Annotated in this window: 16 protein-coding genes; 10 read left to right on the forward strand and 6 right to left on the reverse strand. The window is 46.8% G+C overall.

What is annotated here, in order from left to right:
- Positions 1-7 precede the first annotated feature (7 nt).
- From ACTJKB_RS08250 to ACTJKB_RS08285, 8 genes are all read left to right on the forward strand, one after another.
- A complete protein-coding gene (locus ACTJKB_RS08250; protein ID WP_440833144.1) occupies positions 8-886 on the forward strand; it encodes a carbohydrate ABC transporter permease in 879 nt (292 codons plus the stop codon).
- A 43-nt stretch (positions 887-929) separates the two neighbouring features.
- Positions 930-4424: a glycoside hydrolase family 2 TIM barrel-domain containing protein gene (locus ACTJKB_RS08255; RefSeq protein WP_440833146.1), complete on the forward strand. Its 3495-nt coding sequence runs from the start codon at positions 930-932 to the stop codon at positions 4422-4424.
- 350 nt (positions 4425-4774) lie between these two features.
- Positions 4775-5413 carry a tetratricopeptide repeat protein gene (locus tag ACTJKB_RS08260; protein WP_440833147.1) on the forward strand — a complete coding sequence of 213 codons (639 nt, stop codon included), beginning with the start codon at positions 4775-4777 and terminating at the stop codon, positions 5411-5413.
- 180 nt (positions 5414-5593) lie between these two features.
- Positions 5594-5908, forward strand: a complete 315-nt coding sequence (locus ACTJKB_RS08265) for a hypothetical protein (protein WP_440833149.1) — start codon at positions 5594-5596, stop codon at positions 5906-5908.
- Between the two features lie 108 nt (positions 5909-6016).
- The gene (locus ACTJKB_RS08270) at positions 6017-6268 is read left to right on the forward strand and encodes a CPCC family cysteine-rich protein (RefSeq protein ID WP_440833870.1); all 252 of its coding nucleotides are present in this window, start codon (positions 6017-6019) and stop codon (positions 6266-6268) included.
- Between the two features lie 222 nt (positions 6269-6490).
- Positions 6491-6832: a PadR family transcriptional regulator gene (locus tag ACTJKB_RS08275; protein ID WP_440833150.1), complete on the forward strand. Its 342-nt coding sequence runs from the start codon at positions 6491-6493 to the stop codon at positions 6830-6832.
- The gene (locus ACTJKB_RS08280) at positions 6819-7448 is read left to right on the forward strand and encodes a DUF2812 domain-containing protein (RefSeq protein ID WP_440833151.1); all 630 of its coding nucleotides are present in this window, start codon (positions 6819-6821) and stop codon (positions 7446-7448) included. The genes ACTJKB_RS08275 and ACTJKB_RS08280 overlap by 14 nt, the downstream gene beginning before the upstream one ends.
- 145 nt (positions 7449-7593) lie before the next feature.
- Complete coding sequence (locus tag ACTJKB_RS08285; RefSeq protein ID WP_440833152.1) at positions 7594-8199, forward strand: pentapeptide repeat-containing protein; 606 nt, start codon at positions 7594-7596, stop codon at positions 8197-8199.
- Positions 8200-8308: 109 nt separating this feature from the next.
- Here ACTJKB_RS08285 and ACTJKB_RS08290 read toward each other — a convergent pair whose 3' ends face one another.
- Genes ACTJKB_RS08290 through ACTJKB_RS08305 form a run of 4 tightly spaced genes read right to left on the reverse strand, consistent with a single transcriptional unit; the run spans position 8309 to position 11446 of the window.
- Positions 8309-9100, reverse strand: coding sequence for an ABC transporter permease subunit (locus ACTJKB_RS08290; protein ID WP_440833154.1), 792 nt, complete (start codon positions 9098-9100; stop codon positions 8309-8311).
- 15 nt (positions 9101-9115) lie between these two features.
- Positions 9116-9913, reverse strand: a complete 798-nt coding sequence (locus ACTJKB_RS08295; RefSeq protein WP_440833155.1) for an ABC transporter permease — start codon at positions 9911-9913, stop codon at positions 9116-9118.
- Positions 9914-9920: 7 nt separating this feature from the next.
- Entirely contained in the window at positions 9921-10805 is an 885-nt protein-coding gene (locus tag ACTJKB_RS08300; RefSeq protein WP_440833156.1) for an ATP-binding cassette domain-containing protein, read from the reverse strand.
- A 17-nt stretch (positions 10806-10822) separates the two neighbouring features.
- A complete protein-coding gene (locus ACTJKB_RS08305; RefSeq protein ID WP_440833158.1) occupies positions 10823-11446 on the reverse strand; it encodes a TetR/AcrR family transcriptional regulator in 624 nt (207 codons plus the stop codon).
- A gap of 164 nt (positions 11447-11610) precedes the next feature.
- Here ACTJKB_RS08305 and ACTJKB_RS08310 point away from each other — a divergent pair, with 164 nt between their 5' ends.
- Positions 11611-12186 carry a PucR family transcriptional regulator ligand-binding domain-containing protein gene (locus ACTJKB_RS08310; RefSeq protein WP_440833160.1) on the forward strand — a complete coding sequence of 192 codons (576 nt, stop codon included), beginning with the start codon at positions 11611-11613 and terminating at the stop codon, positions 12184-12186.
- On the opposite strand, the gene ACTJKB_RS08315 is transcribed toward ACTJKB_RS08310, so the two are convergent.
- Together ACTJKB_RS08315 and ACTJKB_RS08320 are read right to left on the reverse strand one after the other, a co-directional pair.
- Entirely contained in the window at positions 12155-13711 is a 1557-nt protein-coding gene (locus ACTJKB_RS08315; protein WP_440833162.1) for a response regulator transcription factor, read from the reverse strand. The two genes, ACTJKB_RS08310 and ACTJKB_RS08315, sit on opposite strands and share 32 nt — an antisense overlap.
- Before the next feature lie 18 nt (positions 13712-13729).
- Positions 13730-15517, reverse strand: coding sequence for a sensor histidine kinase (locus ACTJKB_RS08320; protein ID WP_440833164.1), 1788 nt, complete (start codon positions 15515-15517; stop codon positions 13730-13732).
- A 152-nt stretch (positions 15518-15669) separates the two neighbouring features.
- On the opposite strand from ACTJKB_RS08320, the gene ACTJKB_RS08325 reads away from it, so the two are divergent.
- Entirely contained in the window at positions 15670-17019 is a 1350-nt protein-coding gene (locus ACTJKB_RS08325; RefSeq protein WP_074085466.1) for an ABC transporter substrate-binding protein, read from the forward strand.
- Positions 17020-17079 lie beyond the last annotated feature (60 nt).

Genomic DNA, 17079 nt, shown 5'->3' on the forward strand with positions numbered 1-17079 from the left:
GACAACCATGATAAAAACGTCACTCGGTGAACGTATTTTTGATATATGCAATGCCATTATTATGGTGCTAATGATTATTCTTACGCTGTATCCCATGCTCTATATCCTGTTCTCCTCTCTTAGCGAGGGCAACCGTCTGATCTCGTTCAATGGCATCCTGCTCTGGCCGCAGGGATTTTCTCTCGAGGGCTACAAGGCGGTGCTTAACAATCCGGTGATTCTCACGGGCTTCAAGAATACATTTTTTATTCTGGTGGTTGGACTTGTAATGAATATGACGCTGACCTCGCTTGGGGCTTACTTTCTGTCCAGGGATGGGGTTATGCTGCAAAAGCCGATCATGTTCTTCATCGTGTTCACGATGTTCTTTCAGGGAGGGCTGGTTCCGTTCTACCTGATCGTGAAATCATACGGGCTGCTGGACTCCTTGTGGGCACTGATCCTGCCTACGGCGGTCAGCACCTTCAACCTTATTATTATGAGGACCTATTTCATGGCTATTCCCAAGGAGCTGGAGGAGTCGGCGTTCCTGGATGGTGCAGGGCATTTCACGATCCTGTTCCGCATCTTCATTCCGCTCTCCATGCCGGTTGTCGCCGTGCTGATTCTCTATTATGGTGTAGGCCACTGGAATAGCTGGTTCAACGCGATGATCTTTCTGCGGGATCAGGACCTTTTCCCGATACAGCTCGTGGTCCGCAACATTATTCTGGAGAACGATAATGCCAGCATGCTGGGCACCACTACGCTTATCCAGAGCCGCGATGTAGCCGAAACCCTGAAATATGCGGCCATTATCGTGACGACGGCACCGATTCTGCTGCTGTATCCATTTTTGCAGAAATATTTTGTGAAGGGTGTTATGGTAGGAGCTTTGAAAGGCTGATTGATGTCATTCCCACAAACCATGCACGGGAGGAACTTTATCCATGAGCATCAAAAGAAAACTGAACGGAGGCTGGCACTTCACCAAGCAGCCGCTCGGTTCAGAGCTGGCTAACGTGCTTGCGGACGCGGACTGGATGCCGGTAACGCTGCCTCACGATTGGCTGATTTACAACACGCATGCGCTTTATGAAAACGGAGAGGGCTGGTACCGAACCACCCTCAGCTTGGCCGAAGTGCCTGCTCATCAGCTGTGGTCCCTGCGGTTTGAAGGTGTATACATGAATTCTACCCTGTACGTCAACGGACAAGTGGCTGGTGAATGGAAGTATGGATATTCTACCTTCGAATTCGATATTACTCCCTATCTGACCGGGGGAGACAATTCGATTGTTGTGCGTGTGATTCATGAATCTCCGAATTCCCGCTGGTATTCCGGTGCCGGAATTTACCGCTCTGTGTGGCTCAAAATAACCCCAAAGACGCATATTGCGCCGGATGGCATTTATATTGCGGCCCGGCGGGCGGATGGCGGGTCCTGGACCGTGGATGTGGATTGTGAGCTGCAGGTAGAGGAAGGCCGTGATACGTCGGGATTAAAGCTCCTTCATACGGTTCTGGATGCTGGCGGAACAGAGATTGGGCAGGTGGAATCCGCGATTCATACCCAGATGGGAGATCAGACGGTACATGCCCACAGCCGGCTGACTATCGAACAGCCCTTGCTCTGGGATATCGGAAGTCCCCACCTCTATACCCTCCGTACGGAGCTGTTGGATCAGGACGTGATCATGGAAGAGGAAAAGCAGGCTTTTGGATTCCGTACGGTGGAACTAGACAGTCAAAAGGGATTTTTCCTGAACGGACGTTACGTCAAAATATACGGTGTGTGCCAGCATCATGACCTTGGCTGCCTGGGGGCAGCCGTGAATAAGACGGCTCTGCGGCGGCAGTTCGTGCTGCTGCAGGAGATGGGCGTGAACGCCATCCGGACGGCACATAATATGCCTGCCGTGGAACTGATGGAACTGGCTGACGAGATGGGGGTGCTTATCGTCTCGGAAGCTTTTGATATGTGGGAGCGAAGCAAGACTCCTTATGACTATGCCCGGTTCTTCCCGGAGTGGTGGAAGAAGGATATCGCCAGCTGGGTGCGCCGGGACCGCAACCATCCGAGCCTGATCATGTGGAGCATCGGGAATGAAATCTACGATACCCATGCCGATGCCCGCGGCCAGGAGCTGACACGGATGCTGCAGGACGAAGTGCTGGCCCATGATCCCCGGGTCAATGCCTTCGTTACGATTGGTTCGAACTACATGCCTTGGGACAATGCGCAGAAATGCGCCGATATCGTCAAGGTGGCGGGTTACAACTACGGTGAGAAATATTATGACCGGCAGCATGATGAGCACCCGGACTGGTTCATCTACGGAAGTGAGACCTGCTCTACCGTCCAAAGCCGGGGTGTCTATCATTTTCCGCTGGCCCAGCCGGTATTGGCAGATGACGATCTACAGTGCTCCTCCTTGGGTAACAGCTCCACCAGCTGGGGGGCCAAAAGCACAGAGGCCTGTATTACGTCAGACCGGGACGCGGCGTATTCCCTTGGACAGTTTCTGTGGACCGGCTTCGACTATATAGGCGAGCCTACACCGTACTTCACCAAGAACTCTTACTTTGGCCAATTGGACACGGCGGGCTTTCCGAAGGACTCTTACTACATTTATAAGGCAGAATGGACCGATTACCGAACGGATCCGATGATTCATATCTTCCCTTACTGGGACTTCTCGGAGGGACAACTCGTTGATGTGCGGGTATGCTCCAATGCCCCGCGGATTGAATTATTCTTCAATGACGTATCCAGGGGCACCTATGACATTGACCATGTTCATGGCCACAAGCTGCTCGGAGAATGGCAGGTGCCTTATTCGGAGGGAGTGCTCCGGGCTGTTGCCTATGATGAACAGGGAAATGTAATGGCTTCGGAGCAAATTTCATCCTTCGGCGATGCAGCTTCTTTGGTGCTTACACCGGATAAGTATGAACTGACGGCAGACGGCCAGGATCTGATCTTCGTAACTATCACGGCAAAGGATTCGCAAGGTCTCCAGGTGGAGAATGCCAACAACCGGGTTCACTTGAGCATAGAAGGACCAGGACGGCTGATCGGACTGGATAATGGGGACAGCACCGATTACGACCCCTACAAAGGTACGAACCGCAGGATGTTCAGCGGCAAGCTGCTCGCTGTGATTGCCGGTACACTGGAGCCCGGCACGATCACCCTGCGGGCGTCTTCGCCGGAGATTGCTTCCGCAGAGCTTATACTGCAGTCAGGCGTTCCGGCACGAGGTATATCGGTTGACGGTGAACCGTTCCTGTATGCGGATTGCCCTTTGGAAGGCAAGGGGGAATCCGTGGAGGTGCAGAGCAAGAAGGCTGCGGAAATTCCTGTGCGCAAGCTGGAAATTATCTGTCCTGAGGGCAATATTCTGACGCCAGAGCATTCCGCGCTCCCGGTGCGCGTGAAGCTCCATCCGGAGAATGCCACCTTCCAGGAGGTGGAGTGGCGGATTACGAATGCTGCAGGAATCGATGCGAATATCGCTTCGATTGAGGTGAAGGGGCATGAAGCCGTCATTACCGGTCTGGGGGATGGCGAAGTGTATATCCGTTGCGGGACAACGAATGGTACTGACGGTATCCGGCTGTACAGCTTGGTGGAATTCAAGCTTGAAGGACTGGGGCAGGCCTACCTGGACCCTTATGAATTTGTCTCCTCCGGCTATCACAGCAGCGCCAGTACGAACCTGACCAACGGGAATGAACGGGGGGTTGCCACCGCGCGGGAAGGGGAGAGCCGGATCTGTTTCGAACGGATTGATTTCGGCGACTATGGAGCGGATGAAATCGTCTTGCCTATCTTCTCCCTGGACGATGGAGAGTACCCGATTGAAATATGGGAGGGCCTTCCCGGAGAGCCGGGTGCGAAGCGCCTGTCCACGGTAATCTACCAAAAGCCTTCCCGCTGGAATGTATACCAGGAGGAAACCTACAAGCTGCCGAAACGTCTGACCGGAATCACCTCACTCTCTTTCGTCCTGCGGCAGAAGATCCACCTGAGAGGTTTTCAGTTTGTCCAGAAGCGCAAAGCTTACGAACGCTTGACTGCGCTTGAGAACAGCCGGATTTACGGTGACACCTTCACCGTGACAGAGTCAGCCATTGAAGGTATCGGCAACAATGTGTCCCTGATTTATGAGGGGATGGACTTTGGTGTACAGGGAAGCTCGCGGATCATTATCTGCGGACGCTCCCCTCTGGAGAACAGCACGCTTCACCTGCTGTTCAGCGGTCCCGGCGGCGATTCCAAGCAGCTAGTGGAATTTGCCGGCAGCAGCAGCTACACAGAGCGCGAATTTGTTCTGGAACCGGTCAGCAGCCCACGGACCGTCACCTTCCTGTTCCTTCCAGGCAGCCAGTTCGACCTGAAGTGGTTTCGATTTTTGCCGTCTACGGAAGTAGAGGATTGATTTGGTTGTTATTCATTTGCAGGCTGAATGATTGCTGGTTAGGCAGGCAGTTATCCCCGTAAGGGGATGGCTGCTTTTTTGTGCTGATCAGGGGATTAGGCGGTCTCAATAGGGTGCAACCTTCGAGAACGTGCCTTTGATATCGCCGGGCATGGGTGATTTTGGAGGAGTGAGAGGTAAAAGTGCTTTTGAATTGGGCTCAGGTGGGATAAAATAACAACGATCAATGGGTTTGAATTGGAAAATTCAAATTTACGTAATGGTGGGAAACTTATAAATATTGATATGTATAAAGGACAATCTACAAGGAATATGGACAATACTATTACTTATTCTTAGGGGGAGAAAAGTTGAATGAGTTTGAAAAAGAAATATCTGAAGCAGTGCGGAATTATGATATAGAGAAGGTTGAGACGATTATTGAGCAGCAACTACTAGCGTATCCTAATAACATTGATTTATTGATACGTTTAGCTGTCGCTGTATTAACCATTCCCTTAGTTGATTATCCTAAGAGTCTCGCTTGTATACATCGAATTTATGAACAGGATGAGAAGAATGTGGCAGCAACAATTTTGGAATGCTGTGTTCATTATTATCACCTGGCTGGAATTGATGAGGGGTTAGTTCGTAAGATTAATAATATTGATGTTACTAACACATATGCGAGTTCCATAAAAAGGTTAATACTATCATGGCGTTTCGCAGTCACGGATAAAGAAAAACAAGTTGAGATGCTAAGACAAGCCATTGCTCTTGATCCAAATAATGTTAAATCGTATATACAATTAGGAAGGATTTTTATTAATCAGGGAAATGTTCTAGAAGGGAGAAGTTTGATAAAGAAAGCGTTAGAAAATATTAAATTGGTATATGACAAAAATACTATTTTTGATTTCTCAGATTTTAATGAATATCTCAATCAGAAAGTGCGAGGCATTCATCTAAGTAATGAAAATAAAAAATCTATTGAGCGAATGTTATTGTAAAAATAGGTTATCAATAACCACATGCGAGTTAGTGATTTCCTAGTTACCACCTTCTTTAGTCAGATTACACTTTAAAAACTAGGATACCATTGAAGGGCAGATTGATAATTCGCTTAGTTTGAATTTGTATACGTACGTTCATAACAATCCTTTGATTTATTCAGACCCAAGTGGTACATGATGTCTGATAAGAATCAGATTGAGCTAACTCAGATCATGGCAGACGAAAGGTATTCTAGCGGTGTAAGAGCTGTAGCCGCAGCGGAGTTTGTAAAAAGAAATATCATGCTTGTGGAAAATGGTGCTGTTAAAGCCGCTTCAGGTATCAAAGTATTTATTAATATTGCAAAAAAAGCAATGAATACAGAGGAATCTGTTAAGGCAAGCAAAGCCTTGCTTTATGGTAGGGAAGAGAAGATACTATTAGTTTTTACCAAGGGAAATAACAAGAGCACGCTTACTAAGCATCTTGCTGATTGGAGCAGAGTTTGGTAAGTATAGTGGTATATCAACATATTTCAAACCAGCAGATGGGGCTAAATATTGGTTTGAACAAGTTGAGAAATATACTCCTAAAATGAGGAGGGGATATACCTGAAAAGACTGAAATGTCCTTGCTGTGGTTATTTCACTATTGAAAGTGACGATGAAGTAATTGTAGATATTTGTGATGTTTGTTTTTGGCAATATGATGTTGTTGCTCATGAGAAACCTGATTGGAACATAGGTGCTAATCATCTCTCTTTAAATCAGGCAAGAGAGAATTATAAAGTTTTTGGTGTCTGCAAAGAAGGATACGGAAATCTCGTAAGAGAGCCTTTATTAATAGAACTTCCAGAAAACGATGCTGAATAGTACAAGGAACTTAGTAAGAGCGATTTTGAAATTTCACACTGATTATTTTTGTAAACCACACGGGAGCGCCCCGTGTGGTTTTTCTTCTGCCTCATGGCACATATCACCCCATTGGAAATATATAGTTGCAATGTACAGTTGAAATGTATATAGTATGACTATACAGTTGAACTATATAATGTCTTGCCACAAGTACAGTTTGATATCCAAAGGAGAAGAGATATGGGGAGAGACAAATATCTGCCGCTTACGGAAACGGTCTATTATATCCTGCTCGCCCTGCATGAGCCGGCGCACGGGTATTTGATCCTGCAAAAGGTTGAGGAGCTTAGTGGAGGACAGGTTAGAATGGCTGCGGGCACGCTATATGGTGCGATTGAGAATCTGATTAAGCTTAGGTTCATTGAACCTGTCGGCACTGTAGATAACCGGCGCAAGGTCTATGTGATTACAGAAGAAGGGCGGGCGGTCATGTGCCGGGACTATGAACGGATGAATCACATGATGGAGATCACGCGAAGAATTTGGAACTCAGACGGGAGGGAACCTCATGCGGAAATGTAAGTGTTTTACGAATTTAGACCATGAAGAGAAATGGCTGAATGATATGGCCGGGCGGGGCTGGCGATTTGTCGGGAAATCTTTGTTCAGCTACGAATTTCATGAAGCCGAACCGGAGGTTGGCCGAATAAAGATTGATTACCGTGCTTTTGTCAAGAAAGAGGATTTCGAGGATTATCGTGCCCTCTTCGAGGATAGCGGCTGGAAGCACATCCAGGGTTCGAAAAGTTCGGGATATCAGTATTTCAAGATGGTGAATGATCAGGGGAGCGAGGATATTTTTTCGGATGCCGATTCCAAAGCAGGGCGGTATAAACGTTTGTCAGAGATGTGGCTCTCGATTTCCTTGTCTTTTTTTCCGATTATTGTAGCACTGATGTCTACAGGTACTCTCAAGCCGGCGGCTCTGCTCGATCCTGAAGCCCTCTATTTGACCCCTGGATTATGGGAGAAGACTGGAGTTGGGTTTTGGCGGGCCTTTCTGTTCGAAACGCCGTTTGCACTTCTTCGGGGATTGAGCGCATGGCTCCTGCCCCTGGTGATTATGCTGTATCTGATCTTCGCCTTCAAGGCGAACCGGCAATATAAGCGATCACAGGGAGAGAGCCTGTCCGATTAACGAGTGGTGTTATCCCGTATACCTCCGAAAATATATTTCATTGAAATTACAGCTTATGGAAAAAACACTTGACACAGATATGATAAAATTAGTGAAATAGCGTTTTTTTGCTCATATTCTAGCTTATTATTATCGGAGGAAAGACATGTACCAATACAACGACAGGGAATTTGTGGAGGTCCGTTTTGACGGGCATGATTTACGTTATGGCGAGCTGATCCGCTGCACATTTACCAACTGCACTTTCATGAACACCTCATTGGAAGAAATCGATACCACCCATTGCCGTTTTATCGAATGTGATTTTAAAGGCGCAGCCCTGAATGCTTCGATCCACACCGAATCTGCATTCGAAAATTGTAAATTCAGCGGTGCGAATCTCTTTGTAAGCAAGTTCATCTCCTGCAAAATGACCGGTTCTGATTTCGCGGGTGCTCAGATGGATGGCATTACACTAAGCGGGGGAGACTGGTCCTACACCAATCTGAGGTATACCAAGCTTGGCAAGCAGGATTTGCGGGGCATCCGTTTTTTTGAAGCGGATCTGTCGGAGAGTGATTTGGCCAAGGCTGACCTGAGAGACTGTGATCTGACAAGAGCCATGCTGGGCAAAGCCATCCTGACCGGGGCTGATCTGCGGGGGGCTAAGCTGGAAGGTGTGGATATGAAAGCGCTGATGGTAAAAGGAGTGCGGATGGACAGGGAGCAAGCCGTTGTGTTCCTGCGCTCCTATGGTGCAAAGGTGGACTAAGTTCAGCAAAGCGTTTCAATAGGGCAGTTACCTGATAAGATGTACAAAGAGCGGAGGCCATGGTGGTCTCCGCTTATTCGTGTGCGATGAAATGGCTCATGTTGTATTTCTACAAATCCCTTTTATTGAAAAAGACATAAGTCACGGCGACTAGCACCACAATGAGCGCTGCCGACAGAAGGACGAAGACAACATCCAATCCTCCGCCGTACATCACATTTTTGGCTTCAAAATACTTAAACGGTGTGATGTATTTCAGGCTTGCAAGCCTGTCATTCAAGTCGATCGCAATCGACAATACAAAGGTGAGCAAAAGAATTCCTGTGGCAAGGGATGCGGCGGCCTTGGATTTCTTTTGCACGGCTGCAGTTGCCGTTCCGATAGACATGAACAGGAGCTGTAGAATAAACATGGCAAGCATGGTCATGGTGATATCCCCTGCAACGGACTCACCCTTGCTGTACTTTCCTACAATAAGAAGAGAAGCCCATAATGTAACCAGATTAAATAGGATGATATTGACCAAGGCTGCCAATAGTTTGGAGGTGATGATGTGATGTCTGGAAACTGGCTTAACAAATAGAAATTCCGAGGTTTTATCCCGCTCTTCCTTAGAGATGATATTCGCCCCCAGCATGGCGGCATGAATCGTGGCCATCAATAGCAAATAGACGAATAACATTCCGTAATATCCGCTGGCTGTATTCAGATCCAGGTTTCCAATCCCTAATATCGCCTGCAGTGATTTGGGCATATCGGCCATCATCTGGCCCATGGACTGTCCAGAGGCGGATAACCCCGCGTATTTACCCATGCCGGAGGCTACCATGAGGAACACACCGATGCTCCAGAAGATTAAAGATTTCCGGTACGATTTCATTTCTCTCCAAAATATATTCACAAATGATCCCCCCTTTTACACCGCATGAATATCTTTTTTGGCATACACGTAGTAGCTGGCTGAGATGGCAATCCCAATAATAGCGGCCCCGGTGATTACATAGGAGATCTCGTATCCTGAATGTTTTATGATTTCGGACGGATCAAAATATTTAAAGGGGGACAGGTAGCGCAGGCTGGCATCCCCGGTTGTTGCTCCGATCATCCCGATAAAGTAAAAGGAAAAGACTGTTGCCAGCGAAACCGTCAGCACCGATTTGATCTTGCGGATCATGACCGACATCACGATTCCGATGGCCAGAAAGAGTAGCTGAACCCACAAGATGCTTAAGCTGAGCAGGAGAAACATCTTCAAGCTATAATCCTCCACCTTCACCTGTGAAGCCATCCCATAGGCCGCCGCTCCATAAATAATATTGGTAATGACTAAGGACACGAATGCTGCCATCAGCTTCGCCGTAATAACCGTTTTACGTGTAACCGGCTTGGTTAACAGGAAATCCGCTGTTTTCTCCCGGACTTCTTTAGATACAATCGAAGTGCCCAGATTCATAGCCTGGATGGCTCCGACCAGAACGATGAACGTCAAAGAATACGTATAGAAGCCCATAAGCGTAAAGAGATTGTTCAAATCGAGCCCGATTGCTTTTCTTAATGATTCGGGATAGCCTTCAAGCAGCTTCGTGAATTCCCCGGCATCTTTGTGGAAAGAAGGGAAGAGGGACATGAACAGCACCATGATTGCGATTAAAGAAAGTAACCAGATGATCGTGGATTTCCGGTAAGCCTTCAGTTCGTGCAGGAAAATATTCATCAGCGCTCTAATCCTCCTTTACATAGTAGTGCATAAAGATCTCCTCCAGATCCGGCTCCTCGATCCATACATTGGTGATGTCCGTTTCCGCTATTTTCTTGAGCACCCCATTGAGGTTGCCCCGGAACAGAAAGTGAACCAGGTGATCCTTAACCTCTAATTGACTGACGCCCGGAAGATTGAAGTACTCCTTATCGAGTGGTGTTTTCGTGTGGATTTTGAATTTTTTATAGTTATTTTCCTGTAAGGTGCTAATCTTTTCGACCGTAACGATGGCCCCTTCTTTGATGATCGCAACACGGTTGCAAAGTCTTTGAACTTCACTGAGAATATGGGATGAAAATAAAACCGTTGCGCCTTTTTGGTTCTCCGTTTCCAGCAGTTCAAAGAATTTCTGCTGCATAAGCGGGTCCAGGCCGCTGGTAGGCTCATCCAGGATGATCAGCTTGGGCTCGTGGAGCAGCCCTTGGACAATCCCAACCTTCTTTTTGTTGCCGAGCGACAAATCATCGATTTTCTTCGTTAAGTCAAGGTCCATGATTTCCGCCAATTCCTTGATTCGTTTCGTACAGTCCTTTTTGTAAAAGCTGGCCGAATACTTCAAGAGATCGAACACCTTCATATTGTCATAATAAAAGACTTCCGAAGGCAGATACCCGATTTCCTTTTTGATCTCAGGAGCGAATTCAATGCAATCCTTGCCAAAAATCTTGGCGTTGCCGCTAGTCGGGTAAATCAGGGACAGCAAGGTTCGGATCGTAGTCGATTTTCCCGCACCGTTAGGCCCGATGAATCCGAATATCTCCCCTTCTTCTACATTAAAGCTGATATCCGTGATGCCTCTGGACTTGCCGTACGTTTTGGTCAGATGATTAATTTCAATCACATTCATAGCAGAACCTCCCGGAACTATTGATAAAAAGAATGTCTAAGCATCTCACTGTAGACGTCCAGCTCGGCAATTATATCCTCTAGCTGAATTTGACTCACAGGTACTGAAGCCGTCTGTGCCTGCAATCGGTAGGCGAACCCTTCCATAGTCCAATAGATAATGTTTACCGCCTTTTCGATATCGATTCCCTCTTTGAACGGGGTGAGGTCAATATCACCGAACAAATCTTTATAGCCCTTGTTCAAAAACTCTTTTTTCCGGTTCTCTAAATCGGGCTTCACCTCACTGGAATTCTCAGGATACACTCTCTTTATGAATTCAAAGGCATTCGGGTATTTCTGAAATAATCCGAATTTAAGGATTGCCACATTCCTGTACTTGATAAAAATATCACGCTGCTCCCAATCGATGTGTGCGTGTATTTCCTCCATTAGCATTTCTATAAAATAATCAAACAAAAATAAGTACAAGTCCTTCTTATTATTAAAATAATGGAACAGCAGACCTTTGGAGATTCCCGCCTGCTTCACGATTTCATTGGTGGAGGCATTCTGGTAACCTTTAAGCGCGAATTCTTGTAAGGCGGCATTTATGATGCGGTCCTGCTTATCCTTACTTAGATTTAGAAACTTTGAGAACAACGTTATCACCTCAGGGGTATCACTATATTAACCATAAGCATCGATCATTCCAATGATATTGACCAATGCGGTCAAATTGATTGTAATTCTCTTGACCGCATTGGTCAATACTGAAAATCTAAAGCATTTTCCTTAACCCCTTAGATCTTTTTTGCGGGGAGCTGTTGTTTTTTGGTGGTCTGGGATTAAGGTGCGATGTGGACAGTCTTGTCGAGCTGCTCAAGGAAGCCGCCGAAAAAAATACCTCCGGCATTATTTTTCTGGCCAATGACGAGATGACATCCAAAGTGATACAGTACCTGAAGCCGTATGCGGACAATTTGCGGATGCCAGTGTTCGAGCTTCCCCGCGAATCCATTATCGTTGAAATCACCAAAGAGATTTCCAGCAAAATATTAGAAGAGGAGAGCAGGACTTCTATCACTGAACATTGGCTTGAGCGGCTGTGCTTCGGGGATGCGGAGTCCGTTCACGAATGGGTGAGCAAGGCAGGATACTACGGCATCGACCTGAGCGGTTATTTGGACCGGATGAATATGGAATGGGACCATTCGTTGATATATGCAGCAGGGACTAGTACACCCTCAACTGCCCAGCGCAAAAAAACTTCTGTTCACCGCTTGTTTTATCACAACGCGTTGAACAGAAGTTTTTTTGGGTTTGCGGCGACTGCATTGTATGCTGAACAAAGGTTGGTAACATATGCGCTCAAGGCTGGTTTCGGTAAGCTTCCGGTGTGAGACCGGTGCTCTTTTTAAACAGGCGGAAGAAATATTTCTCATTGTCAAAACCAAGTGCGCCGGCAATGTTATATACTTTATTATCCGTAGTTTTTAACAAAGTTTTGGCGTGTTCAATCCGCAGTTTGTTGATGAAATCCGTGAAATTCTCCCCGGTCTTCTCCTTGAACAAAAAGCTTAAATAACTGGAGTTCATAAAAAATAAAGAGGAAACCTTCTCCAAGGTCAGATCCTGCAAATAGTTTCTGTGAATATAAACTTTCACGTTATCGATTACATTCGGTGAAGAATAAGGTGTGCTGTCTTTAAGCAGTTCCGCCAAGTCTGGCAGCACAGCCATGAAATACTGCCGGATTTCCTCCGGGTCAAATGATGTATTAAGTACAGCCTCCATACTGGAAGAAGTCGTTTGATAGGTAGTAGCCGGAAGACGTAATCCGAGTAATTGTTTGATTTCCGCAGCCAGTTCCTGGCATTGGTGTTTGAGCTGGAATAGTGTGGCACTCGGCAGTTGCATATAAAAAGTAATGAAATCGACGACACTTTCCCTAACCTTAGAGGAATGTCCGGCTTCCAAATAAAACATCAAGTCCCCGGTTTTATTCCATAAAGGCATTTCCGAAGGACGGTCTTCGGCGTTGTAAACGAATATGGAGCCATAATCCATGATCCCCTTGCTGTTCATTGCGCTTAAGCATTCCTTCTGCGCCTGATACAGTTCGGCCATATTGGACTTAGCAGCGCTGAGCCCCGCAAATACTTTATTATAGGGAATGGCACAAAGCGGCTCGAAAAATCTATCGGCGGACTGAATCGCGAAGCTAGCGTCCATTCCTTTATAGGAAACCCGCTCATAAGAAGCGAATACCACGAATAACAAATGTTCGTTCACAGGGTGCGGAACTGAAATGTAATCTTCATGAACGCCACCTTCAAATAGATCCGGATTGATCTGCGTGGAACTATATACGGTCAGCAGAACATAGAAACTTGCAGCCGCGAAACGGTTCATCTGTTCGGAATGAAAAGAATGGGGTTTGCCTGCATGATCATCCAAGATGAGATGCAGCAGTTTTTGCTGATCCAATTGATGAATGATGGCTTCATTTTGGCTTTTGGATAATGCCGCCTGTTGCTTGGCGGAACGTTCCGATGCTAGCGAATCAATGGCTTTGCGCAGCGCTTGATGGATTTCTTCGCGGCTGAACGGCTTGAGTACATAACTGACTACTCTGGCGGAGATCGCCTCCTGCATGTATTCAAAATCGGAATGTCCGCTGATGACAATGATCTTTTTAAGAGGATATCTCTCCTGCATGACCCGCAGCAAGGATTTGCCATCCATCACCGGCATCCGCATATCGGTCAGAATCAGGTCAGGATCAGTTTGCTCGATGAGCTCCAGCGCATCCTCTCCGTTCTCTGCCTCCCCGAGCAGGACGAGCTCCTGTTCAAAGGACTGGATCTTCTTGATTAGCCCTTTTCGAACGAGGTATTCATCGTCGATCACAATAAAAGTATGCATTTGCATCCGTCCTTTTCTTTAATTTGCCGGGATGGTTATTTTCACTGTGGTACCCAAGCCTTCCAGACTCTCAAAGGTAAGTCCATATCCGGGACCGTAGTACAGCACAATCCGCGAATGGACGTTTTTAATCCCGATGCTCCGTTTATTTCTTTGTCCAAAGCCGCCAAATTCCGGGGGTTCGGCCAGCAGGGCTTGAATCTCGGCAACTTGGGCTGTCGTCATGCCGATCCCGTCGTCGATAATTTCAAACACCAAATCGTGTCCTTCTCTACAGCCGTTCACGGTAATGCTGCCTTTACCTTTTTTATTTTCCAGTCCGTGATAGAGCGCATTCTCCACCAGCGGTTGCAAAATGAGCTTCAGGATTTTACTGCTTTGCACCCGCTCGTCAATTGTCTTGTGAAAAGAGATTTTGTCTCCGTACCGGATTTGCTGGATTGCCATATAATTGTCCACATGCTGCAATTCCTCAGAGGCCGGGACCAGCTCGCTTTCCGTCTTGATACTGTACCGGAACATATCGCCAAGTGCTTTGGTCATAATAGCGATGCTTTCCACTTCTTCAATCTCGGCTATACTGTTAATGGACTCAAGTGTATTGTACAAAAAATGTGAATTGATCTGCGCTTCCAGTGCCTTCATCTGCGAATCCAGTGTCAGGATACGGTTCTGGTAGCTCTCCCGGATGTACAGGTCGATGTCCTGCATCATCTTGTCATATTCCGTGTACAGAATGCCGATCTCATCGTTTCGTTTATATTTGGCTTTGGAGGGAATGAATTTTTGCGATTTATTTTTGCGCATGGTACGGCTGAGCTCGATAATAGGCCGTGTAATCCATACGGACAGAAGAATGGAAAGGATCAGGAATAGTACACCGCAGGTGGCGGAAATATAAATAATCAGCTTCTGTGAAATGCCGTATTCCTTATACAGCTTGGAGGTCGAAAGATTGGCAATGACTTTCCAGCCGTTGCTGGGGAAGGCTTGTATTACCGTTATATCATCGGAATTATAGTATTTTGCTTGGTCGCCGTTCATGTTTTGGGCCTTGGTCCACAGTTCGGCAGGCAGCGTAGAACCCGCAGGATTCTGGGACCCTTCAAAGAGGAGTGTCCCGTCCTCATTCACCAGATAAATGTTAGACAGGTTCGTTGCCAGATTGCGGTTCAATCCGCTGAAAATGTCCAGACTGCAATCCAGCATAAAGACGCCAAGAAATTCCCCCGTGTTCATATCGTAAACTGCACGAGAGAAGGAAATAGAGGGTTTGGCATTGATGAAGTAAGGCTTTATTTTATTATCCCCGATGTAGAGCTCCCCTTGTTTAGCCAGCGTCTTCTGGTACCAGGTGTCTTGCAGCGGATTATAATCTGCCTTGAGGTCGCTTACCGAACCATAACTGATAAATTTACCATCCGGCGTAAAGAGGTACACACCATTGATATAGTCGTAACCCAGAAGCACATTCTGAAAAATCAGCTTCAGCTTGTTGCGGATCGTATAGATATCGAAAGAGTCATTTGTCGCCTGGAGCTGCTTCAATTCGTCACTGACGGTTCTATACTCCGTTGAACTGGAGGATTGCTGCTGGAAGGTGATCGAGATCCGCTCAATATTTTGCAGGACGCCCTCAATGCTCTCGACCGCATTTCCAATGGTTGTCGCTGCCACTAAGGAGGTCTGCTTATTCACTAGTTCGGTATAACTCCGGTAGGAGCTAATAGCAATTACAATAATCGGGATAAGGGAAACGGCAAGCAGCACCAGAAACAGTTTGGTTTTGATATTAAAGAATCGCAATCCAATTCTTCCTTCCGCTGAAAACGTTAATGAATGCAATCTAAAAATAGTGCACTCAAATGACCAAAGTAAGTATACCTCCTCTGATAGTAAAATGAAAGCGTAAACAGTAGTGCACTTTATAAACGGAAACGAAAGAGGGGTCTTAATCTATGAAAGCTAGAAAATCACTTTGGGCCGGTCTCACCGCTTTGATTTTATCTGCGTCACTTCTTGGCGGCTGCGGTTCCAGTTCTAACAACGAGCCGGCTGCTTCAAACGGCAACACAGCGGATACAGGCGGGTCCAGCGCTAAACCGGTAACGATTACCTTAATGATGTCAGGGACTAAGGCACCGGACGGTCAGGATTTTGTATTAGACATTCTTCCTAAGCTGGTTAAGGAAAAATTCCCGAATGTAACGCTGGAAACTTCAAAATACCCGGATGAGCAGTATATTACCTCTGTACGTACGAAGCTGGCGGCAGGACAAGGACCCGACATCTTCCTTGTGTTCCCGAGAAATGCATCGCTTGCTGTGAACGATATGGCGAAAGCAGGTTTTACCGCTGATCTGTCTGACCTGACCTTCCTGGACAATATCAGCACCGGCGCGAAGGAAGACATGGCGTATGAAGGGAAACAGTATGCGATTCCATCGGGTATGGATATGCTTGGGGTTTACTATAATCAGGAGTTGTTCAAGCAGGCAGGGATTACCGAGCAGCCCAAGGATTGGCCGTCCTTCCTCGAAGCCTGTCAGAAGCTGAAGGATGCGGGTATTACACCAATCGTCCTCGGGGATAAAGACCCTTTCTTTATTCAATTCGGGATGTATCAAATTGCGGCGAATACCGTATACCCGGATGACAAAGAGTTTGACACCAAGCTGCAAACCGGAGAGACTTCACTGACTGACCCTAAATGGGTGAAGACGGTTTCCATGTTCAAGGAGCTTTATGATAAGGGATATGTCATTAAAAACTCACTTGGACTAGGAAGCGCTCAAGCAGCCCAAAATTTTATTGACGGCAAAGCTGCAATGGTGTTTGACGGAACCTGGGATTATCCGACACTGACGGCTAAAGGCGCATCTGAGTTCACACGCGGGTTCTTCGCGCTTCCGGCTAACGATGCCGGCAAGCCTACTTATATTGCTGCGGCTACATCCGCCGGTTACGCCGTTAATGCCAAATCGGAGAACATGGATGTGGCCAAGGAGATTTTGAATTACTGGTACGATGGCCAATCCGACTTGTTCAAGGAGTGGGTGAAGTCCAATACTTCCATCAGTGTATACAAAGATGTTCCGCTCAATCATGAACTGTTCAAACCGGTATTCGACGATTACAACAACAACGGAAATTCCGTTTATTTCCCCAATCAGATGTGGATGACGGGCGTCGCTGAAGAAATGGAAGCGAAGTTTGCCAACATTATCGGCGGACAGAAGACGACGCCGGAGGAAGTGACTGCGGCAATGGACAAAAAGTATAAGGAATTGGCAAAGAGCAAGAAATAGACATACAACTTTAAAGGATCACCGGCCATAAGTAATGGCCGGTGCATCCGGGATTAAAAG

The organism is Paenibacillus sp. 22594 (genome assembly GCF_052044425.1).
Taxonomy (GTDB): Bacteria; Bacillota; Bacilli; order Paenibacillales; family Paenibacillaceae; genus Paenibacillus_AQ.

Coding starts and splice junctions, on each gene's coding strand:
- ACTJKB_RS08325 (WP_074085466.1), top strand. CDS start 15,670: ATGAAAGCTAGAAAATCACTTTGGGCCGGTCTCACCGCTTTGATTTTA.
- ACTJKB_RS08265 (WP_440833149.1), top strand. CDS start 5,594: ATGTCTGATAAGAATCAGATTGAGCTAACTCAGATCATGGCAGACGAA.
- ACTJKB_RS08285 (WP_440833152.1), top strand. CDS start 7,594: ATGTACCAATACAACGACAGGGAATTTGTGGAGGTCCGTTTTGACGGG.
- ACTJKB_RS08295 (WP_440833155.1), bottom strand. CDS start 9,913: ATGAATATTTTCCTGCACGAACTGAAGGCTTACCGGAAATCCACGATC.
- ACTJKB_RS08300 (WP_440833156.1), bottom strand. CDS start 10,805: ATGAATGTGATTGAAATTAATCATCTGACCAAAACGTACGGCAAGTCC.
- ACTJKB_RS08255 (WP_440833146.1), top strand. CDS start 930: ATGAGCATCAAAAGAAAACTGAACGGAGGCTGGCACTTCACCAAGCAG.
- ACTJKB_RS08315 (WP_440833162.1), bottom strand. CDS start 13,711: ATGCATACTTTTATTGTGATCGACGATGAATACCTCGTTCGAAAAGGG.
- ACTJKB_RS08280 (WP_440833151.1), top strand. CDS start 6,819: ATGCGGAAATGTAAGTGTTTTACGAATTTAGACCATGAAGAGAAATGG.
- ACTJKB_RS08250 (WP_440833144.1), top strand. CDS start 8: ATGATAAAAACGTCACTCGGTGAACGTATTTTTGATATATGCAATGCC.
- ACTJKB_RS08275 (WP_440833150.1), top strand. CDS start 6,491: ATGGGGAGAGACAAATATCTGCCGCTTACGGAAACGGTCTATTATATC.